Raw genomic sequence first — 22,275 nt, forward strand, 5'->3', positions numbered from 1 at the left:
CCGGGGCCTACGGGCCCCGGGCTCAGGTCTCCGACGAAAGCATCTCAGACCTAAGTCCGGGCCGGCGCGGGTTCCCGCGCCGGCTCACTCATGATTAGATGACGATGACGACGGCGGTGCCGCGGCGTCTGCGGCGGCCGCCCAAAGATGTCAGGGAGAAACGTCCGTTGCGTGACCTCAGCAAAGCTGTCCTGCGGCCGTTCGCGGCCGGCCTCGCCCTAGCAACCGTCGCGATGGTTGCCGTACATGCTGAGGACGCCAAGAAAGCCGACCCCGCGCTGGCCAACCAGCTCAACCCCAACGACAAGACCGCCGAGCCCGACGAGAAGCTGCTCGCCAAGGACGCCGCCGCGAAGGTGGAGGACGGCAAGTACTTCGACGCCGCCGGCACCCCGACCTTCCACATCACCGACACCGGCAAGAAGGTCGACTGGTACACCTACTCGGGCTACCGCCGCTATCACGCCGAGTGCCACGTCTGCCACGGCCCGGACGGCATGGGCTCGACCTACGCCCCGGCGCTGAAGGATTCGCTGAAGTACCTCTCCTACGAGGAGTTCGTCGGCATCGTCGTGGGCGGCAAGCAGGACGTGAACGCCTCGACCCAGAAGGTCATGCCGGCCTTCGGCGACAACAAGAACGTCACCTGCTACATGGACGACATCTACGTCTACCTGAAGGCTCGCGCCGCCGGGGCGCTCGGCCGGGTGCGGCCGGGCGACAAGGAGGACAAGCCGGAGGCGGCGCGCAAGCAGGAGAAGGAGTGCCTGGGCGGCTGATGACGCGGGCGATCCCCTCGACTCTCCTGCCAAGCGGGTTCCGCAGAAGCGGTTCCCGGTTCGGCGGCAAAAGCCGGCGACGCAACGAGACGCTGAGCAGACGAAGCGTCGGCCTGCCAATGCAGGTCTGCTTGGCGGCCGGCCTCGCGCTGGCCGCTCCGGCGCGGGCGCAGTCCCTGCCGGATCTCGTCACGCCCGATGCCCTGCGGGTCTGCGCCGATCCCGGCAACATGCCGTTCTCCGAGCGCCAGGGGGACGGTTTCGAGAACCGCATCGCGGCGATCCTCGCCGACGAGCTGAAGGTGAAGCTGCGCTCCTACTGGCTCACGCAGGGGCCGGGCTTCGTGCGCAACACCCTCGGCACCGGCCTGTGCGACGTCATCGTCGGCTCGGCCTTCGGCAGCGAGCTGGTGCAGCACACCAACCCCTATTACCGCTCGGCCTATGTGCTGGTCTCGCGCAAGGGCACCCTCGACGGCGTGACCGGGCTCGACGACCCGCGCCTCAAGGGCCGGGCGATCGGAGTCATCGTCGGCACGCCGCCGGTCGACCGGATGGGAGCGGTGGGCCTCGTGCCGACGATGAAGCCCTATCCGCCCTACCAGTTCGATCCCGCGCGCAAGCACCAGACCGTCTCGGCCGAGATCGTCGCCGACGTCGCGTCGGGCAAGCTCGACGCCGCGGTGCTGTGGGGGCCTGCCGCCGGCTGGCTCGCCCGGCAGAGCGGCACCGCGATGGAGGTGGTGCCGCTGCTGCACGAGCCCGACCGGCCGCCGCTCGCCTACCGCATCGCCATGGGGGTGCGGCACGGCGAGAACGAGTGGAAGCGGGTCCTCAACACAGCGCTCCGCAAGCGCCGGGCCGAGATCGAGGCGGTCCTGCGCGACTACGCGGTGCCGCTCCTCGACGAGGAGGAGAACCGGCTGCTGCCCGCCGACGCGAAGCCGTGAGGCCGGTCCTCGCGGCGCTGCTGCTGGTCCTGGCCGCGACCGGAATCCGGGCCGAGGCCCCGCCGGAGCCCGACGATTACCGGCAGGAGGATTACCGCAGCCCGACGCCCGCGACCCTGCGCGGCGCCACGGTCGTCTCGACGCCGCAGGCCGAGGCGCTGTGGCGGGCCGGCGCCGCCTTCGTCGACGTGCTGCCGCGCCCGCCCCGGCCGACCGCCCTGCCGCCCGGCACGATCTGGCGCGATGCGCCGCACGACAGCATCCCGCGGGCCCACTGGCTGCCCAATACCGGCTTCGGCGCCCTGGCGCCGCAGACCGAGGCCTATCTCCGCCACGGGCTGGCGACGGCGACCGGGGGCGATCCGGGCAGGCCGGTGGTGATCTTCTGCCAGCGCGCATGCTGGATGTCGTGGAACGCCGCCAGGCGCGCCCTCGCCCTCGGCTACCGGCACGTCCACTGGTATCCGGAGGGCAGCGACGGCTGGGGCGAGGCCGGCCTGCCCCTCGAGCGGGCCAGCCCGGCGGCGCCGTGACGCGCCCGCAGCGGCGTGGCATGCAGGCGGGTCTCGAAGCGAGAACGAGGGCAGGAGCATGAGCAGCGCGCGCGTCGCGATCGTCACCGCCGGCGGCAGCGGCATGGGGGCCGCGGCGGCCCGCAAGCTGGCGGCGGAGGGTTTTCACGTCGCGATCCTGTCCTCGTCGGGCAAGGGCGAGGCCCTGGCCGAATCCCTCGGCGGGATCGGCGTGACGGGCTCGAACCAGTCGGCCGACGACCTCGCCCGCCTCGTCGACCGCACGATGGAGCGCTGGGGCCGGGTCGACGTGCTCGTCAACAGCGCCGGCCACGGGCCGAAGGGCCCGCTCCTCGACATGACGGACGAGGACTGGACCCGCGGCATGGAGGTCTACTTCCTCAACGTGGTGCGCCCGACCCGCCTCGTCACCCCGATCATGCAGCGCCAGGGAGGCGGGGTGATCATCAACATCTCGACCTATGCGGCCTTCGAGCCCGAGCAGGCCTTTCCGACCTCCGGGGTCTTCCGCTCGGGGCTCGCCGCCTTCACCAAGCTCTTCGCCGACCGCTACGCCGCCGACAACATCCGGATGAACAACGTGCTCCCGGGCTTCATCGACAGCCTGCCGGAGAAGCCGGGCATCCGCGAGCGCGTGCCCCTCGGCCGCTACGGCCGCGCCGACGAGATCGCCGCGGTGGTGGCGTTCCTGGCCTCCGAGGGGGCGGGCTACATCACCGGGCAGAACCTGCGGGTGGATGGCGGGATCACGCGGTCGGTGTAGCGCCTCGCGGATCGCCGTCCACCGGCTCGATCCCGCTCCGGTCGAGCCGCGCCAGCGCCTGCTCCACCGTCTCGCCCCCGATCAGCAGGTCCGGGGCGATCTCGGCGAGCGGCACCAGCACGAAGGCGCGCTCGCGCAGGAAGCGGTGGGGCAGCACCAGGCGCTCGTCCGAGACCGTGGCGCCGGCATAGTGCAGCACGTCGATGTCGATCACCCGCGGCCCCCAGCGGCGCTCCCGCACCCGGCCGAGGCGGGCTTCCGCCGCCAGGCAGGCCTCGAGCAGGGCGTGGGGCGAGAGCGTCGCCTCGATGCCGAGCGCGGCGTTCAGGAACCAGTCCTGGTCGGTGTCGCCCCAGGGCAGGGTGCGATAGTTGCGCGAGCGGGCCGTGACGGCGATGCCGGGCGTGGCGGCGAGCGCCGCCACCGCGGCGTCGAGCATCGCGGCCTTGTCGCCCAGGTTGCTGCCGAGCCCCAGATAGGCCTCAGCCACGGCGCGTCCTCGTGATCTCGACCGCGATGCCGTCGAGCACCAGCGGCACCGGGGCGCTCGGCTTGTCGATCCGCACGGTGAGGGCCTGGAGCGCCGGGAAGGCGGCGAGCGCCTCCGCGGCGATCGTCTCGGCCAGGGCCTCGATCAGCCGGAAGCGGCGCTCGGTGGCGATGCGGTGGGCGAGGCCCGCGAGGTCGGCGTAGCTCACCGTGGCGGCGATGTCGTCGCGGCAGCCGGCCTCCCGCAGGTCGAGACGGGCCTCCAGCGAGAGGTAGAAGCGCTGGCCCAGCACCTCCTCCTCCGGCAGCACGCCGTGGCGGGCGAAGACCGCGAGGCGGTGGATCAGGATGCGGTCCAACGGAATCAGGCTCCGGCGCGGGCGGCGGGGCGCGTGATCGCATCGACCACCTGGCAGGCCTCGACGTGGGGGCGCACGTCGTGGACCCGCACGATGTCGGCCCCGAGCGACGCGGCCGTGACGTGGGCGGCGATCGAGCCGTACAGCCGGTCGGCCGGCGCGGTCGCGGCGTTGTGGATGCGCCCGAGCACCGACTTGCGCGACACGCCGACGAGGAGCGGGAAGCCGAGCGCCTTCAGCTCAGCTAAGCGCCGCAGGGCCTCGAGGTGCTGCTCCCAGCTCTTGCCGAAGCCGATCCCGGGATCGAGCACGATGTCGCGATCCGGGATGCCGGCCCGGCGGGCGATGGCGAGCGAGCGCTCGAAGAAGGCCAGCATCTCGTCCACGATGTCGAGGCTCGGATCGACGCGCTCGCGGTTGTGCATCACCACCACCGGGGCGCCGTGATGGGCCGCGACCCGGGCGATCTCCGGCTCCCGCTGCAGGCCCCAGACGTCGTTGACGATGCGGGCGCCGGCCTTCAGGGCGGCCTCCGCCGTCGAGGCCTTGTAGGTGTCGATCGAGATCGGGACGGAGAGGGCAGGGCTCAGCGCCCGGATCGCCGGCAGCACCCGGGCCTGCTCCTCCTCGGCCGGCACCGGCGTGTGGCCGGGCCGCGTCGACTCGCCGCCGATGTCGAGGAGGGCCGCGCCCTCCTCGATCAGGCGGGCGGCCTGCCCCTGGGCGGCGTCGAGGTCCTGGAAGCGACCGCCGTCCGAGAACGAGTCCGGGGTGACGTTCAGGATGCCCATCACCAGGGTGCGGCGGCCGAGATCCGGCAGCAGGGCGGCGAGGGAAGACGCGGATGGCGCGGTCACGGGCGGCGATCCTCGGCGGACGGTCTTGGGGCGGCGGTCCTGGGGCGGGCGACCGACCCGGGATAGGCCGGCCCGCGCCCACGCGCAACGGCGGGGCGGCCGATCACCATCCGGCGAGACCAGGCGTGAAATCGCGCCCGCTCAGGGACTTACCCTGGTGCCGGGGCGGCCGGTCCTCTACATTGGTCGAAGCCTTGAGAGAGGCCCGGCAGGGCCCGCATCCGGGAGAACGCCATGAGAGTGTCGGCATGAGAGCGTTAGCGGCCCTGGCCGTCGTCGCGGCCCTGGCCGGGCCGGCCGCGGCGCAGGACGAGCGGCCCGAGACGACCTGGACCGAGCTGCGCCCGACCATCCTCGGCGAGCGCCCGATCGGCGACGGGGCCGGGCTGGTGAGCCTCGAGGCGCCCAAGCGCGCCGAGGACGCCGCCATCGTGCCGGTGACCCTCCGGATCGCCCTGCCGGAGGGCGACGCCCGCCGGGTCAAGGCCGTGACCCTGGTGGTGGACGAGAACCCCTCGCCGGTGGTCGGCACGATCCGGTTCGCGCAGAGCCAGCGGCGCTTCGACCTCTCCACCCGCATCCGGGTGAACTCCTACTCCTACGTCCGCGCCATCGCCGAGACCGAGGATGGCGGCCTCTACATGACGAAGGCCTACGTCAAGGCGGCGGGCGGCTGCTCGGCCCCGGCGGTGAAGGACCCTGCCGAAGCCAAGGCCCATCTCGGCCAGATGCGCTTCCGCGCCTTCGCGGAGCGCGGCGAGGCGCAGGTCCAGGTCCGCCACCCCAACTATTCCGGCCTGCAGATGGACCAGGTGACCCGGCTCTACACCCCGGCTTGGTTCGTCGAATCCCTGAGCGTGCGCCAGGGCGACACGCCGCTCTTCGCCATGACCGGCGGCATCTCGCTCAGCGAGGACCCGACCTTCCGCTTCTCCTTCGCGGGCAACGCCGAGCCGGTGACGGTGGCGGCCAAGGACACCGAGGGGCGGGTGTTCACGCAGACTTTCCCGGCGGGCGGTGGTACGTGACGGCGCTTTGCCGGTAGGGGGGAGCGGGTGCGCCTCGGCTACGTGATCCTGTACGTCCCGGACGTGGCGGCGAGCGTCGCGTTCCATGAGCGCGCCTTCGGGCTGGCGCCGCGCTTCGTCCACGAGAGCGGGCAGTACGCCGAGATGGAGACCGGGGGAACAGCCCTCGCCTTCGCGGAGGAGGGGTTCGTGGCGCAGACCTGCCCCGGCTTCCGCCCGAACCGCCGCGCCGAGGCGCCGGCGGGCTTCGAGATCGGCCTGATCGCCGACGACGTCCCGGCCGCCTTCGCCCGGGCCGTGGCGGCGGGCGCGGTGCCGGTGGCCGAACCGGTGACGAAGCCCTGGGGCCAGGTCGTCGCCTATGTGCGGGACGGGGACGGCGTGCTGGTGGAGCTGTGCAGCGCCATGGGCGGGTGACGGCCCGGCCCCCCTCGCGAGCGGGGAAGCGGCGATCAGGCGGATCGCCGCCGCGGCCGCAGATGCGTGCCGGCGTAGAGCGATCCGGCCGGGCATGCGAGGCCGAATTCCGGCAGTTCCAGCACCGCCTCCGCGTCGGTGAGACGCTGCTCCTCCCAGCCACCCGCGCCGCGCCGCCAGACCGCGATCTCGATCCGCCGCTGCTCGATGATGAGCACCGCCCGGCAGGTCGCGTGCGCCCGGTAGAGCCGGGCCTTGGCCTCGATCCAGGGCAGGCCGCCGGGCAGCACCGGCTCGTCGTCGGTGCCGGACACCACCTCGGCCAGCAGGTAGGCCCGGTCGACGAAACGGCGACCGGGCACCGGGTCGTAGTCGATCACCGCCACGTCGGGCTTCGGCCGGTAGGCGGTGCCGAAGCCCAGGGCCGCCAGCGCCGCGGATCCGAGCCCGAGTTCCAGGCCCGGGCGCTGCACCGCCTCGCGGTCCGGGTCGTGCCGCTCCAGCGCATCGTTCAGCAGGCGCTCGAGCGTGCTGGCGATCCGGTTGTGGTCGATGAGCGGCGGCGTCATCATGACGGGCGTCCCATCGATCAGCTCCCAGCGCTCCTCGTCGGGTCGGCCCTCTTGGAAAAGCCGGAACGCCGCGGGGGACAGGCGGTCCTGCATCATTGTCCTCCTCACGGTCCCGTCGGCCGCATCACCCCGTCGGCATCGCGCCGCAGGGGAGCGGGCTGGAGCGGCAGCGGCGCGCCCGGCGCCGCGTCGACGCTGACGCCGTGCGGCCAGCCCGCCGGCGCGATGGCGACGTAGCGGGCGTAGCCCCCGGTGCCGCCGAGCGGCTTGGCGAAGCCGATGGCGACCAGCGCCCCGGCCTCCGGCACCTGGTCGAGGTTCGCCACACCCTCGGCCTGCGCGAAGTTGTTGTGCATCAGCCAGGCCTCGCCCTCGAGATTCGGCGTCGTGTCGGTGTCGAGGGGCTCGTGGCCGTGGAACAGGATCTTTCGTTCCAGGTGCAGGAACTTGAGCGCCGCGAGGCTCACGCCGGGAAACGGCTTCTGCCGGAAGCGCTCCGCCTCGGCCCAGCGCTTCGACCAATCGGAGCGCACCATCACCACGGCGCCCTCCGGGATGCGGCCGTGCTTCTCCTCCCAGGCCGCGATGTCGGCGACCTGGAGGTGGTAGCCCTCGTCGCGGGCGGCCTTCTGCGAGATGTCGATCACCGCGAGGGGCCGCAGGGTGTAGGTCGCCGGCAGGTCGCTGATCGTCGCGCCGCGGGGGTTCCAGTGCGCCGGCGGGTCGAGCTGGGTGCCGTACTGGTCCGTCGGCAGGTCGTAGGCGGTGGCGACGAAGCCGTGGGTCTCGTAGGTGAAGACGTCGCCCTCACGCGCGAACCCCTCCAGGGTGCGGCCAGCCCGGGCCGGCTTGAAGCGGGCGCCGGAGAACCCCGGCCAGACCGGCTGCACCGGCGCGAAGGCGTGGGTCAGATCGATGTACTTCGCCGACCGGAGCTTCTGGTCGTAGAGCGACCAGAGCGAGAGGTCGTCCGCCGCCGCCGGGCGGGCGAGGAGCCCCGCCGCCAGCGCCACCCCGATGAGCCGCTTCATCGCGCATCCCCGCCGAACACAGGCACCCAGAGTGCCGGCCCGCGGGCGGAGCCGCAACCGCCTCAGCGCCGGTCGAGCACCTCCCGCACCCCGGTCCAGGCCAGACCCGGATAGCGGCCGTTGTCGAGGGGATCGAGCTTGCCCCGCCCCTCGAACATGTCGCGCAGGTACTGCATCCCCTGCCAGGCCGGAAACACCTGGCTCCGCCCGGGGGCGAGGGTGCGGGCGAGGGCGATCATCGGGGTCAGGAGGCTGGGGCCGCCGAGGCGCAGGATCCCGAAGGGCTCGCCCGTCGCCTCGCCCGCGACCTGCGCCAGGCCGCGGGCCGAGGTCACCGCGCCGGCGATGCGCAGGATCCGCGGCGCCTCCCGGTCGAGGGCGGCCCGGGCCGTGTAGGCGGCGACGTCGTCCATCGCGGTGAAGTCGAGGGGCTGGTCGGGATCGCCGAAGCACAGGACGCGCCGAAGGCCGAACTGGATCAGCGGCATCGGGCCGGTGAGCATGTCCATGAAGGCGCCGTTCAGCACCGAGGTCGCGCGGACCGGGGCCCGGTCGAGCCGGGCGTGAAACTCCCTCCGCAGATCGAGGTTGCGGTTGCGGCCGGGTGCGGTCTGCGTGAAGTCGAGGGCGAAGTCGGAGGGGATGAAGCGCGCCACCCCGGCCGCCGCCGCGGCGTCGAGGAGCACGGTCTGGGCGTCGAGCATCGTCCCGGCGAGGCCGTTCAGCGCCGAGACCACGCAGGTGACGTCCGCGCAGGCGTCCCGCACCGTCACGGCGTGGTGGAGGTCCACCGCGACGACCTCCGCCCCCAGCCGCCGCAGCGGCTCCGTCCGGGCCGCCGGGGTGCCCGGCCGCACCACGACCCGCACCGGCGTGCCGCCGGCCGCGAGCGCCCGGACGATGCGGCCGCCGAGGCCGCCGGTGGCCCCGGCCACCAGCACCCGCGCTCCCCCTTCGCTTCCGCCGCTCGCCCGCTCGGTCATCGTCGGCCTCCGCTTCGCCGCGCAGGGAATCGGCCGCCGCGCCTCCCGGTTCCGGGCGGGTCGGGTGCCGCCGCACCGCCGGACGCGCCGCCCCCGACAAGACCTAACGAAACCGGACGGACAAATCTGCCCGGATCGCGCGCAGCCCCGTCGCGGTGGGTGGAAGCGGTAGGCGTCTCATACCGCCGCGCCTTCGAACGGACCCGTTCGGAGGCGCAAGGCAAGCCCGAACGGGCGCCGGCGCTGATGCGCCGGACGCCTTCGCATCGACGTGTCGATGCGAAGGCGCGAGGGTATCACAGCAATCTCGTGGTGGCGTCGGCGCTGCGGCGAGGACGAGGCCAGCATCACTATCGCCCCCTCGCGATCTCTCGTATTTTACCGGTCGAAGCATCGCGGCCGTCAGATCCTCCCTTTAAGGAAGGCGGTGCGGGACTCGGGCTGCCTGGTGCAACCGCCCTCACTTCTGACGAGCAGAAGTTGCATCCGCGCGGAGACGACCCACTCATGACGCTCGATCTTCCGACGCTGTTCATCACCTCGGCGGTCATCGACCTGGTGATGAGCCTCTACTTCCTGCTCGCCTGGCTGTCGCGGAGGAGCCGTGAGATCTATCTCTGGCTCGCGGCCTCGTCGGGGATCGCGACCTTCGGCTGCCTCCTGTTCATGTCCCGGAACGCCGCGCCGGACTGGGTCGCGATCTGGCTGGCGCTGGTCTGCTTCATCCAGACCTTCGCCTTCTTCCTGGCGGCCGTCCGCATCGTCGCCCGCAGGCGGGGGCGGACCTGGACGCTGTGGATCGGCTCCGTTGCCTGGACGATGGCCTGCCTGGTGCCCGCGCTCTACGAGGCCGAGCAGGCCCGCAACGCCGTGGCCTCGGCCATCATCGCCGGCTACTCCGTCGCCATGTGCCTGGAGTTCTTCCGGGCGGGGCGGCTCGGGCTGCGCTTCGGCCGCCTGATGGCCGGCGCGGTCCTGCTCGTCCACGCCTCGCTCTCGGTCTGGACCATCGTCTACTCGATGTTCAACCCGGTGGTCGTCGCTCCGCTGTTCGAGCCGAACCAGTGGAGCGCGCTCATGCTCCTCGTGAACCTGATCACCTACCTCATCATGATCATCGCGGTGACGACGCTGGAGCTCGACACCGAGGCGCTGCAACAGCACCGGGCGGCGAGGACGGACTCGCTGACCGGTTTGCTGAACCGGCGCGCCTTCCTTGAGGCGGCGTCGGACCTGATCGTCCGCGACCGGGAGCCGGCCGCACTGCTGATGCTGGACATCGACCACTTCAAGGCGATCAACGATGGGCACGGGCACGCCGCCGGCGATGCCGCGCTGCGGGCCTTCTCCGAGGAGATGACGCGCCAAGTTCGGAGCTTCGATGCGCGGACCTTCGACGCGGCGCCGCCGCGGCACCGGACCGCGAGGGCGGCGGCCGGCCGGCTCGGCGGCGAGGAATTCGCCTGCCTGCTCCCGTGCGGCCCGGACCGGGCCCTGGCCTTCGCCGAAGCGCTCCGGGCCGCCGTGGCGCGGATGACGGTCGAGGTCGACGGCGCCGCCCTCTCGTTCACGGTCAGCGCCGGCCTCGCGGGCGCCGGCGCCGGCGCGGAGGTCGACGCGCTCCTGCGCCGGGCCGACCGGGCGCTCTACGAGGCCAAGCGCCGCGGCCGGAACCGCGTCGAGCTCGCCGGGAGCGCGGCGCTGGCGCCCGCGCGGGCCGACCGGCTTCAGTTCGCGCTCGGCCGGTAGCAGCGGATCTCCGCCTCGGCCTGGGCGCGGCGCAGCTCGGCCACCTTGTCGTCGAAGATCTTGGTGGAGCGGAACTCGTTGGCGCGCTGCCCGATGCCCTGGCGCATCCCTAGGATGGTCGAGGCCTGCACGTACTTGTCGTAGGGCAGGATCGCCGCGATGGCGTCGACCGAGCAGGCGCACTTCGTCAGCGCCTCGCGGGTCTGGCCGTTGGCCGCCATGCAGCCGAAGACGTAATCGGCCCGCGCCTCGGTCGGGTAGTCGTTGTCGTCGGCCCGGGCGGGGGCGAGGCCCGCCGCGATCACGAGGCCCGCGGCGAGGGCCAGCTCAGCCAGCGTTCGGTTCATAGGTCAGCGTTTCCTGCAGCAGAATTCCTCCGTCCGGGCTCGTGGCCCGGGCGTCGATCGAGACGATCTGGCCGGGGACCGCGGGCGCGACCACGAAGGTGTAGGTCAGGCTCTCGAAGCCGCGCAGGCGGTCCCGCACCGGGTCGTCGGCGAAGGGCCGCACCACCACGCGCCAGCCCGGCCGCTTCGCCCCGTCGGCCTCGACCTCGGCCGGGGTCACCGCGGCGGCCTCGCGCAGGGACCGGCGGATGGCGTTCTTGATGTAGCGCGGGTTGCCCTTGAGCACCTTGGCGAGGTCCTCGAGGTGGTGCTCCAGGAAGCGCACCAGCACCGGGTTGCCCGGGACGTCCTCGTAGGTCGCGGTCGGCATCCGGCGCTCGCCGGAGAACATCTCGACCCGGAGGTTGCGGGTCTCCGGGTTCGGGCCTGGCGCCACCTGCTCGCGGATGCGGTCCTCGACCGGCGGGCCGAACGGTGCGCCCGCGATGCCGCTGAAGCGGGTGTAGCGGTAGCTCAAGGTACCGCCGGCCGGGGCGTTCCCGAGCTGGTTGGTCTCGAACAGCAGAGTCGCGGCGTTGGGCGGCGCCTCTCCGGCCGGCCCGCCCTGAGGCGGCGCCGTCTGCTGCGACACGGTCTGCGCCGGGGCTGGAAGGGCAAGGGCGGCCAGGAATGCCGCCAGGACGAGGCGTCTCACACGGGCGCTCCCTCGGGCATGGCGACGCGGGGGGCGCCGCCGATGGTGCGGTACTGGTAGTCCGGCGCGGTCTCCAGCGCCGATTCGGCGACCGCCAGGGCCTGGACCTTGCCGTGGAGGGGCGAGAGCGAGCAGGCCGGGTCGGTGGCGGCCGGATCGCCCGCGAGCGCCAGGGCCTGGCAGCGGCAGCCGCCCCAGTCCTTCTCGCGCCGGTCGCAGGAGCGGCAGGGCTCCTTCATCCAGGCGGTCCCGCGATAGGCCTCGAAGGCCGGCGAGCGGGTCCAGATCTCCGCCAGGGAATGGTCCTGGACGTGCCAGAACGCGAGGCCGGGGATCGTCTCGGCGGCGTGGCAGGGCAGCACCTTGCCGGTGGGGGTGACGTTCATCAGCCGCCGTCCCCAGCCGCCGGCGCAGGCCTTGGGGTACTTGGCGTAGTAGTCCGGCACCACGAGGTCGATGACGAGCTGGCCTTTCAGCCGCTCGCGGGCCTCCTCGACGGTGCGGATGGAGCGATCGACGTCGGCCTTGGCCGGCATCAGGGCGGCGCGGTTGACGTAGGCCCAGCCGTAATACTGGGTGTGGGCCACCTCCAGGCGCTTGGCGCCGAGGCGGACCGCGAGGTCGATCAGCGCCGGCACCTCGGCGATGTTGCCGCGGTGGATCACGGCGTTGAGCGTCAGCGGCAGGCCCAGCGCCGTCACCCGCTCGGCGAAGGCGAACTTCTGCGGCTGCGCGTCCTTGAGGCCGCCGATGCGCTCGGCATTGGCGGCCTCCGCGGCCTGGACCGAGAGCTGCACGTGGTCGAGCCCGACGTCGTAGAGGGCGTCGAGTTTGCTGAGCGCCCCCGCCACCCCGGAGGTGATGAGGTTTGAGTAGAGGCCGAGCTCGGCGCAGGCGCGGGTGATCTCGACGATGTCCTGCCGCGCCGTCGGCTCGCCGCCCGAGAGATGGACGTGCAGCACGCCGAGCGCCGCCGCCTCGGCGAGCACCCGCCGCCAGGTCGCGGTGTCGAGCTCGGCGGAGCGACGGTCGAGCTCGAGCGGGTTCGAGCAGTACGGGCAGCGCAGCGGGCAGCGATGCGTCAGCTCGGCGAGGAGCCCGATCGGGGCCGGCAGGGCGGGGGGGCCGGCAGGCGGGACGGCGTTCATGGGTTTCCCTCCCAGCGAGTCTCTCCCGACCTCACGGCGCCGGCACGGTCTCGAGCACGCGCTTGAGCAGGAGGCCGTCCAGCATGGTGATGACGTCGGGCTCGATGATGCCGCGGTCGGTCTCGTATTGCTGCGCCAGGGCGTCCGCGATTGCCCGGATGCTGCGCGCGCCGTCGACGAGGGTCAGCACCGCGACGGCGTTCTGGTCGAGATCGAAGGTGCGCTCGGGCGCGAGCAGCACGTGAGCGTTGCGCACCGCATCGAAGCGCATCCGCACGCCGCGGGGCAGCCGCGGCACGCTGTCGGGGGTCAGGCTCATGCGGCGGCGCTCCCCGTCGCGTCGGCTCCCGGGCGCAGGCCCTCGCCCGGGCGCCAGGCATCCGGCGGGATCATCCCGGGCGCCACGTAGGCGAAGTAGAGCGCGTCGAGCTGGGTCCACAGCACGCTGCACTTGAAGCGCAGCGCGTCGAGGGCTCGGGCCTGCAGCTCCGGCGTGGTGGCGTGGCGCTTCACGTAGTCGAGGGCGAAGTCCGCGTCCCGGGGCGCCTGGGTCAGGCGCTTGTCGAAGTAGGACAGGGTCTCGCGGGTGATGAAGTCGTAGTTCTTCAGCATCCCGGCGACGCGCTCCGAGATGATGGTCGGCGAGAACATCTCGGTGAGCGAGGAGGCGATGGCCTCGAGCAGCGAGCGCTCGGCCACGAAATGCACGTAGGCCTCGACCGAGAAGCGGGTCGCCGCCAGGATCCCCTTGGTCGAGAGGACGTAGCCGCGGTCGAAGCCGACGCCCTCGGCGAGCTTGAGCCAGCGCTCGATGCCGCCGTCGCCCTCGTGGTCGCCGTCGTGGTCGACGATGCGCTGGCGCCAGATCCGGCGTAAGGACGCGTCCGGCAGCCGGGCCAGCAGCGTGGCGTCCTTCACCGGGATCATCGCCTGGTAGTAGTAGCGGTTGAGCGCCCAGGCCCGGACCTGGTTCTTGTCGAGCTTGCCGTCGTGCAGCAGGCGGTGGAACGGGTGCAGGTTGTGGTAGCGCCGCGCGCCGATGTCGCGAAGCGCCGCCTCGAGCTCGGCCGGGGAGAGCAGGCGGTCGGCGGTGTCCACCGGGGGCGGGGCGGCGCTGACGGGAATCTCGGCGAGGGAAGCGGTCATGGCGTCGGGCGTCCTGGCGTGTCCGGTTTCTTCGTTGTCGGCGGTCCCGTGACCGGGAGATTGATCCGCCGTGAGGGACGGTCAAGGGCGACCAAAGTGCCCGTGGACGGCGCCGGCCGGCGCGCACCCGCTCACAGGCTCAGGGCCAGCCCGTCATGCGCGACCGTCCAGCCCGCCGCCTCGACGCCCCGGCGCTCCTCCGACCCCTCGACCAGCACCGGATTGGTGTTGTTGATGTGCACGAACACCCGCCGCCCGACCGGCACGTCGGCGAGGGCCGCCACCGAGCCGTTCTCGCCGGTCATCGGCACGTGGCCCATGCGCCAGCCGGTCTTGGTGCCGACCCCGGCCCGGATCATGTCGTCGTCGGCGAGCACGGTGCCGTCGAACAGGAGCGCGTCGACCCCGGCGATCCGGTGCTTCAGGCCCTCGGTGACGCGGGCGCAGCCCGGCACGTAGGCGAGGCGCTTCGCTCCCGCCTCAATCATCGCCCCCACCGTGCTCTCGGTCTCGGCGCCGATCTCCGGCGTGCCGTCCTCGAGCCAGAGCGGCACCTTGCCGGGGACTGGAAACAGGGTGACGGCGAGGCCCGGCACCGGCGAGAAGGGCTCGTTGAGCGCGATCTCCGTCCGCTCCACCACGCCGGGGGCCAGCACGTCGAAGACGCGGTTTTGCGCGATCGAGTCGAGGATGCCGCGTGTCGCGTGAAGGCGGAAGGGCTGGCCCTCGCGCAGGGTGAGCAGGCCGGCCACGTGGTCGACGTCGCCGTTGGTGAGCAGCACCGCCCGGATCGGCGAGTGCCGCAGGCCTTCCCGCGGGTGCAGGGCGGGCGTCTCGCTCAGCTGCTGGCGGATGTCCGGCGAGGCGTTCACCAGGAGCCAGCCGTCGCCGTCGGCGGAGACGGCCAGGCTCGACTGGGTGCGGGGCAGGACCCGGCGGTCGCCTGCCCGGGCCATGGCGCAGATCGGGCAGCGGCAGTTCCACTGCGGCACGCCCCCGCCCGCCCCGGACCCCAGAACGATGGCCTGCATGTCCGTCCCGGTGCGGCTCTCTGCGAGTGAGGGGCGTGCGGCCGGATCCTTCAGTTGAAGGGATCGATCTCGGCCGATTCGTAAGCGGTGACTTCCATGCCGACGAGGGACTCGGCGACGACGGGTAGCGACCACTTCATGGCGTTCCTCCTTCGACCTCGGCGGACGGTCCGGCTCGTCGAGGCCGGTTTCTTCCGGCGGCCGGGCTTCTGGCGATTGACCGCACGAGCGCCGTCCGGCGGCGACCGCCGGAGGCGCGGACCGGACGGGCCCTTAGTTGAAGGGATCGATCTCGGCGGACTCGTAAGAGGTGACTTCCATGCCGACGCAGACCTCGGCGACGACGGGCAGCGACCACTTCATGGCGTTTCTCCTGAGCGGGCGGACCCTCTAAGAGGTTCCTAAGACGTTGAGATGACAGTATTTTCTGTCACCCGGGATATATCGGCAATCGGAGCCCGGAGCGCAAGCGCTATTTTGCCGATTTGGCGGAGCCAGCGGGGAGGCCGGTTCTCAGACCGGTCTTATTGTGCAGGAACCGCATGGATTTAGGCGGATCCATTGCCCCCAAAATAATTTCGTCATTGGCGAAATCCAGCCTCGTGCAGGTCGAGCATGAAGCCGCGGCCGCGCACCGTGACGAGGCTCGGTCCGCCCGCCCGGACGATGTCGGCGAGCTTGGTGCGCAGGTAGCCGACATAGACGTCGACCACGTTGAGGGAGAGGCCGCCCTGGCTCGCCCAGAGCCGGTCGAAGATGTCGCCCCGGGTGACCGGGCGGCTCGCCTGCTCCATCAGGATCGCGAGCAGCTCGGCCTCGCGCTGGGTCAGGCGGGCGGTGATCTCGCCGAAGCGGACCTGCCGGGTGGCGAGATCGAGGGAGAGGCGCCCGGCGCTGACCAGGGTGCGGGCCTCGCCGGCGGCGCGGCGGCGCTGCAGGTGGGTGCGCAGGCGGGCGAGCAGCTCGTCGAACACGAACGGCTTGACGATGTAGTCGTCGGCCCCGACCGCCAGGCCGTCGACCCGGTCGCCGACCTCGTCCTTGGCGCTCAGGAAAAGGATCGCCCCCGGATAGCCGCCCTCGCGGAGCGAACGGCAGACGTCGTGGCCCGAGCCGTCCGGCAGCATGTTGTCGAGGAGCACCGCCTCCGGCACCCGCTCGCGGGCGGCCGCGAGCGCCTCGTCGACGCCCCCGGCGAGGTCGACGGCGAACCCCTCGGCGCTCAGGCCCCGGGCCAGCATGGCGCGGATGTCGCCGTCGTCCTCGACGATGAGCACGCTGGTCATGCGCGCCGTCCCGGTCGCCGTCTCACGCCGCATCCTCCCTCGTCTCGTCGCCGGGCAGCTCCAGGGTGACCCTGGCTCCCGGCCCACCCGATTCCAGGCGGATCGTCCCATCATGGCGCTCAACGACCCAGCGCGCCAGGGCGAGCCCGATCCCGAACCCCGCCGGGGCCGGGCCGGGGCCGTCCCCGCGCCGGAAGCGCTCGAACAGGGCCTCGGTCTCCGGCGGGAAGCCCGGGCCGTCATCCGCCACCGTGACGGCGGCACCGCTGCCCCGGGCCGCGAAGCCGACGCTCACCCGGGTGGCGCCGGCGGCGTGGCGCAGGGCGTTGTCGATCAGCCCCTCGACGATCTGGCGCAGCCACTCGGCATCGGCCATCACCTCGGCGTCGGCCGCGCTCGGCTCCAGGGCGAGGGCGATGCGGCGGCGCCTCGCTTCGGGCGCGCAGCTCTCCACCGCCTCGGCCAGGATGGCGGCGAGGCTGACCGGACGGCGCTCCAGCTCGATCTGGCCGGATTCCGAGCGGGCAACCCGCAGCATGTCGCCGACCCGGCGGTGCAGCCGCACGGCGCGCTTGCGGATGGTGGCGATCGCCGGCCGGAGATGCTCCGGCGTGTCGGGGGAGCGGGCGGCGAGGTCGCACTCGCCGAGGATCACGGTGAGCGGCGTGCGCAGCTCGTGGCTGACATCGGCGAAGAAGCGCCGGCGCGAGCGGTCGATCTCCTCGAGCCGCGCATTGGCGCCGCGCAGGTCGGCGGTGGCCCGGGCGACGATCTCCTCCAGCGCCGCCCGGTCGGCGGCGACCCGGGCCTCGCGCCGCTTCAGCCGCGCCGCCATGCGGTTGAAGCTCGCGACGAGCAGGCCGAGCTCGTCGCGGCTCGCCACGGCCAAGCGGGTGTCGAGCTCGCCCCGGCCGATGGCGGCGGCCCCGGCCCGGATCGCCTCGATCCGCCGAAGGATCGGCCGGGTCAGGCTCTGGTGCAGGAGGATGAGCAGCAGCACGATCACGAGTGCCGCCGCCACGGCGACGCCGCGCATCCGGGCCGCGAGCGCCCGGACCTCCGACGAGGAGGCCTCGACGGCCCGGCGCTCGGCCTCGACCAGGAAGGTGAGGGGCTGGCCCGTCACCGCCCCGAAGCCGTTGAGGGCGCCGCGGATGGCGTCGGCGCGCCGGGTCGGGTCGGGCTCGCGCTGGATCTGCGCCACCTGCCGGTCGAGCATGGCCCGGGCCGCGCGCAGGCGCGCCAGCGGCCGGGCCCGGGCGGTGTACTGCGTGCGGTCGAGGACGCCGCCGGCCCCCGCGACGGCGCGGCTCAGGCCGTCGTCGACGGCGTTCAGCGCCCGGTCGACCTCGTTGCGGGCATTGGCCAGCCGCTCGGGCCGGCCCGGATTGTCGCCCACCGCCTCGACGGCGGCGAGGCCGAACTCGGTCAGGCGCCCGGACAACTCGGCGATCAGCTCCAGGCGCACCTGCGCGTCGAGAGTCGCGTCGAGGGTGCGCTCGGCGGCGTGCAGCGCCCCGTAGAGGCCGATCGCGGCCAGCACCACGAGGGCGGCCGCGCTCCCGACGAGCAGCCCGAACCGTACCCTGAGCGATCCCATCCCGGCGGCGATCTCCTGTTTTATCGATCATCCTGCACGGGATCGGCGAGGAGGGCGAGCGGCGGTGGGAGACCACGTCCACCTTGGACCTTGCCCCGGGAACCTTGCCTCCGTCAGCGAGAGCCGACGCGCCCGCCGAGACGTTCCTCGCCTTCAGCCCGCGTCCCGCAGGCACCCGAGCCCGATCAATGTCTCCCGCACCGCTACGTCGAGCGGCGTGTGCGGCTCGTGCCCCAGACACTCCACCAGCCCCGCATTGCTCATCCGGAGCGGCTCCCGCCACAGGTAGCGCATCTCGCGGATCTCCCGGGCCAGCGGCCAGAACGGGGCGGCCAGCGGCAGGAGCGCCCAGGGGAAGCGCCGCACCCGGACCTCGTGGCCGACCGCGCGGGCGATCGCGGCGATCATCTGCCGGCCGTCCGCGTCCCAGTGCCCGTCCATGTTGAAGGCCGCGAAGGGCGGCAGCTCCGCCTCGCGGCTGCCCAGGCGCACTATCGTCTCGGCGACGTCGGGCAGGTAGGCCCATTGGTGGCCGACGCCCGGCGTGCCCGGATCGAGCACCGTCCGCACCGGCTTGCCCGGGCGTACCAGGGCGGCGGAGAACCAGGAATTGGCGGTGGTGCGCGGCCCGAAGAAGTCGCCGGCCCGCACGATCAGGCTGCGCACGCCGGACTCCCGCAGGCGGTCCTCCATCGCGATGCGGATGCGGCCCTTGGCCGTCCGCGGGGTCTGGGGCGCGTCGGCGCCCGGGTTCGGGCCGGCCTCGCGGCCGTAGACGTAGACGTTGCCGGGCAGGATCAGGCGGGCGCCCGAGTCCCGGGCGGCCGCGATCGAGGCCTCGAGCATCGGCAGGACCAGGCGGTCCCAGTCGCGGTAGCCGGGCGGGTTGACCGCGTGGACGATCAGCGCGGCCTTCGTGGCGGCCGCGACCACGTCGGCGGCCGCCATCGCGTCGCCCCGCACCCAGTCGAGCCCGTCCTCATCCCGCCGCACCCGGCCGGGATCGCGGTGCAGGGCCCGCACCGCCCATCCCTCGGCCGCCAGGCGCCGCGCCACCGCGCCGCCCACCCCGCCCGTCGCGCCCAGCACCAGGGCCGTCCTCGCCGTCATCGCGCTCTCCTCGTCGGTGACCGGATCCTCGTGTGCCAGGGCGCGGGTGCTGCGAAAATTGCCGAAGGGCGGCGAGCCGCTATACGGTTTCGCATGACCCCGACCGACCCGAGCTGGGACCATTACCGGGCCGCCCTGGCGGTGCTGGACGAGGGCTCGCTCTCCGGCGCCGCGCGGGCGCTCGGCCTGACGCAGCCGACCCTCGGGCGCCAGATCGCGGCCCTGGAGCGGGCGCTCGGCACCGCGCTGTTCACCCGCTCGCCCGCCGGCCTCGCGCCGACCGAGGCGGCGCTGACCCTCGCGCCCTACGCGCGCTCCCTCGCGGCGACCGCCGAGGCCCTGCGCCGGGCGGTGGCGGCGGAGGCGGAGGGCGTCGCCGGGCGGGTGCGGATCACCGCCTCCGAGGTGGTCGGCGCCGAGGTGCTGCCGCCGATCCTGGCGGACCTGCACGCGCGCCACCCGGACCTCGCCCTCGACGTGGTGCTGTCGGACCGGGTGCAGGACCTGCTGCGCCGGGACGCCGACGTCGCGGTGCGCATGGCGCCGCCGACGCAAGGGGCCCTGGTGGCGCGCCGGGTCGGCACGGTCCGCCTCGGCCTCTACGCCCACCGCCGCTACGCCGCCCGCCGCGGCCTGCCGGAACGCCCGGCGGATCTCGCCCGGCACAGCCTGATCGGCTTCGACGCCGGGACGCCGTTCCTGCGGGCGATGATGCGCGCCGCGCCGGCCCTCGGCGAGGCCGGGTTCGCCTGGCGCAGCGACAGCACGCTCGCCCAGCTCGCGGCGGTCCGGGCCGGCTTCGGCCTCGGCGCCTGCCACACGGCGCTCGCCGCCCGCGACCCGGACCTGATCCGCGTGCTGCCGGAGCTGGCCTGGGAGCTGCCGACCGCCATCGTGATGCACGAGGACCTTCGCCGCCTGCGCCGCTGCCGGATGGTGTTCGACGCGCTGGCGGAGGGGATGGCGGCGTATTGCGCGGGGTGAGCGGGCGATGGCCCGATCCGTACCCGGATCGGGCCATCGCCTTCAGCCCTTGTCGAGCCCGGCGATGGCCCGGGCGAAGTCCCGGGCCGCGAAGGGCTCGAGGTCGTCCACGCCCTCGCCGACGCCGATGAAGTGGACCGGCAGGCCGAACTTCGCCGCGAGCGCCACCAGGATGCCGCCGCGGGCGGTGCCGTCGAGCTTCGTCATCACCAGGCCGGTGACGCCGGCGGTCTTCTGGAACAGCTCGACCTGGCTGAGCGCGTTCTGGCCCACCGTGGCGTCGAGGACGAGGAGCACGGCGTGGGGCGCCGCCTCGTCGACCTTGCGGATCACCCGCACCACCTTCTCGAGCTCCGCCATCAGCCCGGCCTTGTTCTGGAGCCGGCCGGCGGTATCGATCATCAGGATGTCGGTGCCGGCGTCGCGGGCGGCCTGGAGCGCGTCGTAGGCGAGGCCGGCGGCGTCCGACCCCTGCGCGCGGGCCACCACCGGCGCGCCGGTGCGCTCGCCCCAGACCCGCAGCTGCTCGATCGCCGCGGCCCGGAAGGTGTCGCCGGCGGCCAGCATCACGCTGTGCCCCTGCGACCGGAATTTTTGGGTGAGCTTGCCGATCGTGGTGGTCTTGCCGGCGCCGTTGACGCCGATCATCAGGATCACGAACGGCTTCTTGGTCGTGTCGATGACGAGCGGCTGCGCCACCGGATCGAGGGCGCGCTCGACCTCCGCCGCCAGGATCGCCCGCACCTCGTCGGGAGCGATGCCCTTCTCGTAGCGGCCCTTGCCCACCGCCTCGGAGATCCGGGTCGCGGTCTCGACGCCGAAATCGGCCTGGATCAGGGCGTCCTCCAGCTCCTCCAGGGTGTCGGCGTCGAGCTTGCGCTTGGTGAACAGCCCGGTGACCCGATCGGACAGGGCCGAGGAGGTGCGCTTGAGGCCGCCGGTCAGGCGGCTCCACCAGCCGCGCCTCTCCGCCGGCGCCTCGGGCTCCGCCGGGGGCTGGAAGATCACGAGCGGAGCGGCCTCCGCCGACACCTCCTCGACGGGCTCCGCCTCGGCTTCCGCGAGAGGCTCGGCCTGCTCGGAGGCGACCGGCTCGGGTTCCGGGGGCTCGGGGGCCGCCGGCACCGCGCCCTCGGGGTCCACCCCCTCGACCGGCTCGAGATCGGCGCCGGTCAGCTCGTCGGGCAGGTCGCGCTCCGGCTCGGTCTCGGGCGAGGACTCGGTGACCGTCGGCGGGGCCGGGAGCACCTCGTCGGCGCCGGTGGCGAAGTCGGGCACGCCCTCCGACAGGGTGCCGGTCGGCTCCGTCGGCATCGTCTCGGCGGGATCGGGGCTCTGGACCGGCGCCTCGCTCGGCGTCTCGGCCGGCGTTTCGGCTTTCCGGCCGAACAGTCGGCCGAACCAGCCCGGCTGTTTCGTCTCACTCATCCGCACTTGCTCCAGACCCTGCGGACGATCTAGGGCGGCCTGCCCCGAACTTCGCCCGCATCCGCCGCCACTGCGACAGGCTCATGATCGTTGACGACATACTCTCGCGGCTCCTCTACCGCGATGCCCTGGTGCTCGTCATCGACAAGCCGGCGGGACTGCCGGTGCATCCGGGGCCGAAGGGCGGCGAGACCCTGACGCAGCACCTCGACGCCCTGCGCTTCGGCCTGCCGCGCCGGCCGGAAGCCGCCCACCGCCTCGACCGCGACACCTCCGGCTGCCTGGCGCTGGGGCGCCACGCCAAGGCGCTCGCCCGGCTCAACGCCCTGTTCGCGCGAGGACAGGCGGAGAAGACCTACTGGGCGCTGGTCGAGGGCGGGCCGGCGGAGGAGGCGGGCGAGATCGACCTGGCGCTCGCGCGCCGCTCCGACGACCCGCGCAGCTGGTGGATGAAGACCGACCCTTCCGGCGATCCCTCGCTGACCCGCTGGCGGGTGCTGGGACGTGATCCCGCGGGGGGCCGGACCTGGCTGGCGCTCACCCCGGTGACGGGCCGCACCCACCAGCTCAGGGTCCACTGCGCCGCCATGGGCTGGCCGATCCTCGGCGACACGGTCTACGGCAGCGCCCCGCGCCACGGCGGGCCGGGGCTTCAGCTCCACGCGCGCGCCCTCGCCCTGCCGCTCTACCCGAAGAAGCCGGCGATCACCGTGGAGGCGCCGGCGCCGGCGCACATGGTGGACGGATTGCGGGCGTGCGGGATGAGTGACGGTTCGGACGTCACCTGACCGCGACGGCGACGAGGATCTGCCGGGAGCGCCGTCACGCCGCCCGCAGCACCTGCCCGTCGTGCCCGGCGATGCGCAGGTCGACGAGCGCGCCCGCCTCCACCCCCTCCGGCAGCCGCACCGGCAGAAACCCCTCCGTGCGCCCGGTGCCGCCGCGCTCGGCCAGCACCCGGCGGGTCTCGCCGACCTCGCGGTCGAGGCGG

Annotated in this window: 26 protein-coding genes and 1 pseudogene; 9 read left to right on the forward strand and 18 right to left on the reverse strand. The window is 73.2% G+C overall.

Annotation, left to right across the window (positions count from 1 at the left end; translation table 11 throughout):
• Window positions 1-167: 167 nt before the first annotated feature.
• The 4 genes from VQ02_RS03280 to VQ02_RS03295 all read left to right on the forward strand — a co-directional run bounded on the left by VQ02_RS03280 (window position 168) and on the right by VQ02_RS03295 (window position 3,025).
• Window positions 168-779 (forward strand): c-type cytochrome, methanol metabolism-related, encoded by a 612-nt coding sequence (locus tag VQ02_RS03280; RefSeq protein ID WP_048442726.1) that lies wholly within the window; start codon window positions 168-170, stop codon window positions 777-779.
• Window positions 780-898: 119 nt separating this feature from the next.
• Window positions 899-1,729 (forward strand): rare earth element methanol dehydrogenase accessory protein XoxJ, encoded by an 831-nt coding sequence (xoxJ, locus tag VQ02_RS03285; protein ID WP_048442727.1) that lies wholly within the window; start codon window positions 899-901, stop codon window positions 1,727-1,729.
• Entirely contained in the window at window positions 1,726-2,262 is a 537-nt protein-coding gene (locus VQ02_RS03290; RefSeq protein ID WP_048442728.1) for a PQQ-dependent catabolism-associated CXXCW motif protein, read from the forward strand. Before xoxJ ends, VQ02_RS03290 begins: the two co-directional genes overlap by 4 nt.
• 58 nt (window positions 2,263-2,320) lie before the next feature.
• Complete coding sequence (locus tag VQ02_RS03295; RefSeq protein WP_048442729.1) at window positions 2,321-3,025, forward strand: SDR family oxidoreductase; 705 nt, start codon at window positions 2,321-2,323, stop codon at window positions 3,023-3,025.
• Here the strand turns inward: VQ02_RS03295 and folK are convergent.
• From folK to folP, 3 genes are read right to left on the reverse strand one after another with little or no spacing between them, the layout of a single operon-like run.
• The gene (gene folK / locus VQ02_RS03300) at window positions 3,009-3,515 is read right to left on the reverse strand and encodes a 2-amino-4-hydroxy-6-hydroxymethyldihydropteridine diphosphokinase (RefSeq protein WP_048442730.1); all 507 of its coding nucleotides are present in this window, start codon (window positions 3,513-3,515) and stop codon (window positions 3,009-3,011) included. The genes VQ02_RS03295 and folK overlap by 17 nt on opposite strands.
• Window positions 3,508-3,879 carry a dihydroneopterin aldolase gene (gene folB / locus VQ02_RS03305; RefSeq protein WP_157080472.1) on the reverse strand — a complete coding sequence of 124 codons (372 nt, stop codon included), beginning with the start codon at window positions 3,877-3,879 and terminating at the stop codon, window positions 3,508-3,510. The genes folK and folB overlap by 8 nt, the downstream gene beginning before the upstream one ends.
• Window positions 3,879-4,664: a dihydropteroate synthase gene (gene folP, locus VQ02_RS03310; protein WP_209436970.1), complete on the reverse strand. Its 786-nt coding sequence runs from the start codon at window positions 4,662-4,664 to the stop codon at window positions 3,879-3,881. Before folP ends, folB begins: the two co-directional genes overlap by 1 nt.
• Before the next feature lie 314 nt (window positions 4,665-4,978).
• Between folP and VQ02_RS03315 the strand changes: the two genes are divergently transcribed.
• Window positions 4,979-5,758, forward strand: a complete 780-nt coding sequence (locus VQ02_RS03315; RefSeq protein ID WP_048442733.1) for a quinoprotein dehydrogenase-associated SoxYZ-like carrier — start codon at window positions 4,979-4,981, stop codon at window positions 5,756-5,758.
• A gap of 27 nt (window positions 5,759-5,785) precedes the next feature.
• Window positions 5,786-6,175, forward strand: coding sequence for a VOC family protein (locus tag VQ02_RS03320; RefSeq protein WP_048442734.1), 390 nt, complete (start codon window positions 5,786-5,788; stop codon window positions 6,173-6,175).
• A gap of 35 nt (window positions 6,176-6,210) precedes the next feature.
• Here the strand turns inward: VQ02_RS03320 and VQ02_RS03325 are convergent, their stop codons facing one another.
• The 3 genes from VQ02_RS03325 to VQ02_RS03335 all read right to left on the reverse strand — a co-directional run bounded on the left by VQ02_RS03325 (window position 6,211) and on the right by VQ02_RS03335 (window position 8,761).
• Window positions 6,211-6,843, reverse strand: a complete 633-nt coding sequence (locus tag VQ02_RS03325; protein ID WP_048442735.1) for a Uma2 family endonuclease — start codon at window positions 6,841-6,843, stop codon at window positions 6,211-6,213.
• An 8-nt stretch (window positions 6,844-6,851) separates the two neighbouring features.
• Window positions 6,852-7,778 (reverse strand): cyclase family protein, encoded by a 927-nt coding sequence (locus tag VQ02_RS03330; protein ID WP_048442736.1) that lies wholly within the window; start codon window positions 7,776-7,778, stop codon window positions 6,852-6,854.
• A 62-nt stretch (window positions 7,779-7,840) separates the two neighbouring features.
• Window positions 7,841-8,761, reverse strand: coding sequence for an NmrA family NAD(P)-binding protein (locus tag VQ02_RS03335; protein WP_048442737.1), 921 nt, complete (start codon window positions 8,759-8,761; stop codon window positions 7,841-7,843).
• Window positions 8,762-9,268: 507 nt separating this feature from the next.
• Between VQ02_RS03335 and VQ02_RS03340 the strand changes: the two genes are divergently transcribed.
• Window positions 9,269-10,510, forward strand: a complete 1,242-nt coding sequence (locus VQ02_RS03340) for a GGDEF domain-containing protein (protein WP_053080191.1) — start codon at window positions 9,269-9,271, stop codon at window positions 10,508-10,510.
• Here VQ02_RS03340 and VQ02_RS03345 read toward each other — a convergent pair.
• The 11 genes and pseudogenes from VQ02_RS03345 to VQ02_RS03395 form a co-directional block, all read right to left on the reverse strand.
• On the reverse strand, window positions 10,489-10,857 hold the full coding sequence (locus VQ02_RS03345; RefSeq protein ID WP_048442738.1) for a hypothetical protein: 369 nt from the start codon (window positions 10,855-10,857) through the stop codon (window positions 10,489-10,491). The genes VQ02_RS03340 and VQ02_RS03345 overlap by 22 nt on opposite strands.
• A complete protein-coding gene (locus VQ02_RS03350) occupies window positions 10,838-11,551 on the reverse strand; it encodes a hypothetical protein (protein ID WP_048442739.1) in 714 nt (237 codons plus the stop codon). Before VQ02_RS03350 ends, VQ02_RS03345 begins: the two co-directional genes overlap by 20 nt.
• The gene (gene pqqE / locus VQ02_RS03355; RefSeq protein ID WP_048442740.1) at window positions 11,548-12,699 is read right to left on the reverse strand and encodes a pyrroloquinoline quinone biosynthesis protein PqqE; all 1,152 of its coding nucleotides are present in this window, start codon (window positions 12,697-12,699) and stop codon (window positions 11,548-11,550) included. The genes VQ02_RS03350 and pqqE overlap by 4 nt, the downstream gene beginning before the upstream one ends.
• A gap of 31 nt (window positions 12,700-12,730) precedes the next feature.
• A pseudogene (gene pqqD / locus VQ02_RS40165) lies at window positions 12,731-13,000 on the reverse strand (pyrroloquinoline quinone biosynthesis peptide chaperone PqqD); the annotation flags it as partial.
• 14 nt (window positions 13,001-13,014) lie between these two features.
• Entirely contained in the window at window positions 13,015-13,845 is an 831-nt protein-coding gene (gene pqqC / locus VQ02_RS03365; protein WP_048442742.1) for a pyrroloquinoline-quinone synthase PqqC, read from the reverse strand.
• 131 nt (window positions 13,846-13,976) lie between these two features.
• The gene (gene pqqB / locus VQ02_RS03370; RefSeq protein ID WP_048442743.1) at window positions 13,977-14,876 is read right to left on the reverse strand and encodes a pyrroloquinoline quinone biosynthesis protein PqqB; all 900 of its coding nucleotides are present in this window, start codon (window positions 14,874-14,876) and stop codon (window positions 13,977-13,979) included.
• A gap of 50 nt (window positions 14,877-14,926) precedes the next feature.
• The gene (gene pqqA / locus VQ02_RS03375; RefSeq protein ID WP_048442744.1) at window positions 14,927-15,016 is read right to left on the reverse strand and encodes a pyrroloquinoline quinone precursor peptide PqqA; all 90 of its coding nucleotides are present in this window, start codon (window positions 15,014-15,016) and stop codon (window positions 14,927-14,929) included.
• A 133-nt stretch (window positions 15,017-15,149) separates the two neighbouring features.
• On the reverse strand, window positions 15,150-15,239 hold the full coding sequence (gene pqqA / locus VQ02_RS03380) for a pyrroloquinoline quinone precursor peptide PqqA (RefSeq protein ID WP_048442745.1): 90 nt from the start codon (window positions 15,237-15,239) through the stop codon (window positions 15,150-15,152).
• A gap of 218 nt (window positions 15,240-15,457) precedes the next feature.
• On the reverse strand, window positions 15,458-16,162 hold the full coding sequence (locus tag VQ02_RS03385) for a response regulator transcription factor (protein ID WP_048442759.1): 705 nt from the start codon (window positions 16,160-16,162) through the stop codon (window positions 15,458-15,460).
• Between the two features lie 22 nt (window positions 16,163-16,184).
• Entirely contained in the window at window positions 16,185-17,762 is a 1,578-nt protein-coding gene (locus VQ02_RS03390) for a sensor histidine kinase (RefSeq protein WP_048442746.1), read from the reverse strand.
• 153 nt (window positions 17,763-17,915) lie between these two features.
• On the reverse strand, window positions 17,916-18,872 hold the full coding sequence (locus VQ02_RS03395) for an NAD(P)H-binding protein (protein ID WP_048442747.1): 957 nt from the start codon (window positions 18,870-18,872) through the stop codon (window positions 17,916-17,918).
• A 93-nt stretch (window positions 18,873-18,965) separates the two neighbouring features.
• Between VQ02_RS03395 and VQ02_RS03400 the strand changes: the two genes are divergently transcribed.
• Window positions 18,966-19,856 carry a LysR family transcriptional regulator gene (locus VQ02_RS03400; protein ID WP_048442748.1) on the forward strand — a complete coding sequence of 297 codons (891 nt, stop codon included), beginning with the start codon at window positions 18,966-18,968 and terminating at the stop codon, window positions 19,854-19,856.
• A gap of 42 nt (window positions 19,857-19,898) precedes the next feature.
• Here the strand turns inward: VQ02_RS03400 and ftsY are convergent, their stop codons facing one another.
• Window positions 19,899-21,284 carry a signal recognition particle-docking protein FtsY gene (gene ftsY / locus VQ02_RS03405; RefSeq protein WP_048442749.1) on the reverse strand — a complete coding sequence of 462 codons (1,386 nt, stop codon included), beginning with the start codon at window positions 21,282-21,284 and terminating at the stop codon, window positions 19,899-19,901.
• An 83-nt stretch (window positions 21,285-21,367) separates the two neighbouring features.
• Between ftsY and VQ02_RS03410 the strand changes: the two genes are divergently transcribed.
• Window positions 21,368-22,072 (forward strand): RluA family pseudouridine synthase, encoded by a 705-nt coding sequence (locus VQ02_RS03410; protein WP_048442750.1) that lies wholly within the window; start codon window positions 21,368-21,370, stop codon window positions 22,070-22,072.
• Window positions 22,073-22,275 lie beyond the last annotated feature (203 nt).

This window comes from Methylobacterium variabile, from assembly GCF_001043975.1.
GTDB classification, from domain to species: Bacteria; Pseudomonadota; Alphaproteobacteria; order Rhizobiales; family Beijerinckiaceae; genus Methylobacterium; species Methylobacterium variabile.

Bases quoted from the DNA above. Each gene is read 5' to 3' on its own strand.
- VQ02_RS03340 (WP_053080191.1), top strand. From the start codon at position 9,269: ATGACGCTCGATCTTCCGACGCTGTTCATCACCTCGGCGGTCATCGAC.
- VQ02_RS03390 (WP_048442746.1), bottom strand. From the start codon at position 17,762: ATGGGATCGCTCAGGGTACGGTTCGGGCTGCTCGTCGGGAGCGCGGCC.
- VQ02_RS03400 (WP_048442748.1), top strand. From the start codon at position 18,966: ATGACCCCGACCGACCCGAGCTGGGACCATTACCGGGCCGCCCTGGCG.
- pqqA (WP_048442745.1), bottom strand. From the start codon at position 15,239: ATGAAGTGGTCGCTGCCCGTCGTCGCCGAGGTCTGCGTCGGCATGGAA.
- pqqA (WP_048442744.1), bottom strand. From the start codon at position 15,016: ATGAAGTGGTCGCTACCCGTCGTCGCCGAGTCCCTCGTCGGCATGGAA.
- VQ02_RS03315 (WP_048442733.1), top strand. From the start codon at position 4,979: ATGAGAGCGTTAGCGGCCCTGGCCGTCGTCGCGGCCCTGGCCGGGCCG.
- folP (WP_209436970.1), bottom strand. From the start codon at position 4,664: ATGGGCATCCTGAACGTCACCCCGGACTCGTTCTCGGACGGCGGTCGC.
- pqqB (WP_048442743.1), bottom strand. From the start codon at position 14,876: ATGCAGGCCATCGTTCTGGGGTCCGGGGCGGGCGGGGGCGTGCCGCAG.
- ftsY (WP_048442749.1), bottom strand. From the start codon at position 21,284: ATGAGTGAGACGAAACAGCCGGGCTGGTTCGGCCGACTGTTCGGCCGG.
- VQ02_RS03410 (WP_048442750.1), top strand. From the start codon at position 21,368: ATGATCGTTGACGACATACTCTCGCGGCTCCTCTACCGCGATGCCCTG.
- VQ02_RS03395 (WP_048442747.1), bottom strand. From the start codon at position 18,872: ATGACGGCGAGGACGGCCCTGGTGCTGGGCGCGACGGGCGGGGTGGGC.
- VQ02_RS03335 (WP_048442737.1), bottom strand. From the start codon at position 8,761: ATGACCGAGCGGGCGAGCGGCGGAAGCGAAGGGGGAGCGCGGGTGCTG.
- VQ02_RS03330 (WP_048442736.1), bottom strand. From the start codon at position 7,778: ATGAAGCGGCTCATCGGGGTGGCGCTGGCGGCGGGGCTCCTCGCCCGC.
- pqqE (WP_048442740.1), bottom strand. From the start codon at position 12,699: ATGAACGCCGTCCCGCCTGCCGGCCCCCCCGCCCTGCCGGCCCCGATC.
- VQ02_RS03295 (WP_048442729.1), top strand. From the start codon at position 2,321: ATGAGCAGCGCGCGCGTCGCGATCGTCACCGCCGGCGGCAGCGGCATG.
- VQ02_RS03325 (WP_048442735.1), bottom strand. From the start codon at position 6,843: ATGATGCAGGACCGCCTGTCCCCCGCGGCGTTCCGGCTTTTCCAAGAG.
- pqqC (WP_048442742.1), bottom strand. From the start codon at position 13,845: ATGACCGCTTCCCTCGCCGAGATTCCCGTCAGCGCCGCCCCGCCCCCG.
- xoxJ (WP_048442727.1), top strand. From the start codon at position 899: ATGCAGGTCTGCTTGGCGGCCGGCCTCGCGCTGGCCGCTCCGGCGCGG.
- VQ02_RS03345 (WP_048442738.1), bottom strand. From the start codon at position 10,857: ATGAACCGAACGCTGGCTGAGCTGGCCCTCGCCGCGGGCCTCGTGATC.
- VQ02_RS03385 (WP_048442759.1), bottom strand. From the start codon at position 16,162: ATGACCAGCGTGCTCATCGTCGAGGACGACGGCGACATCCGCGCCATG.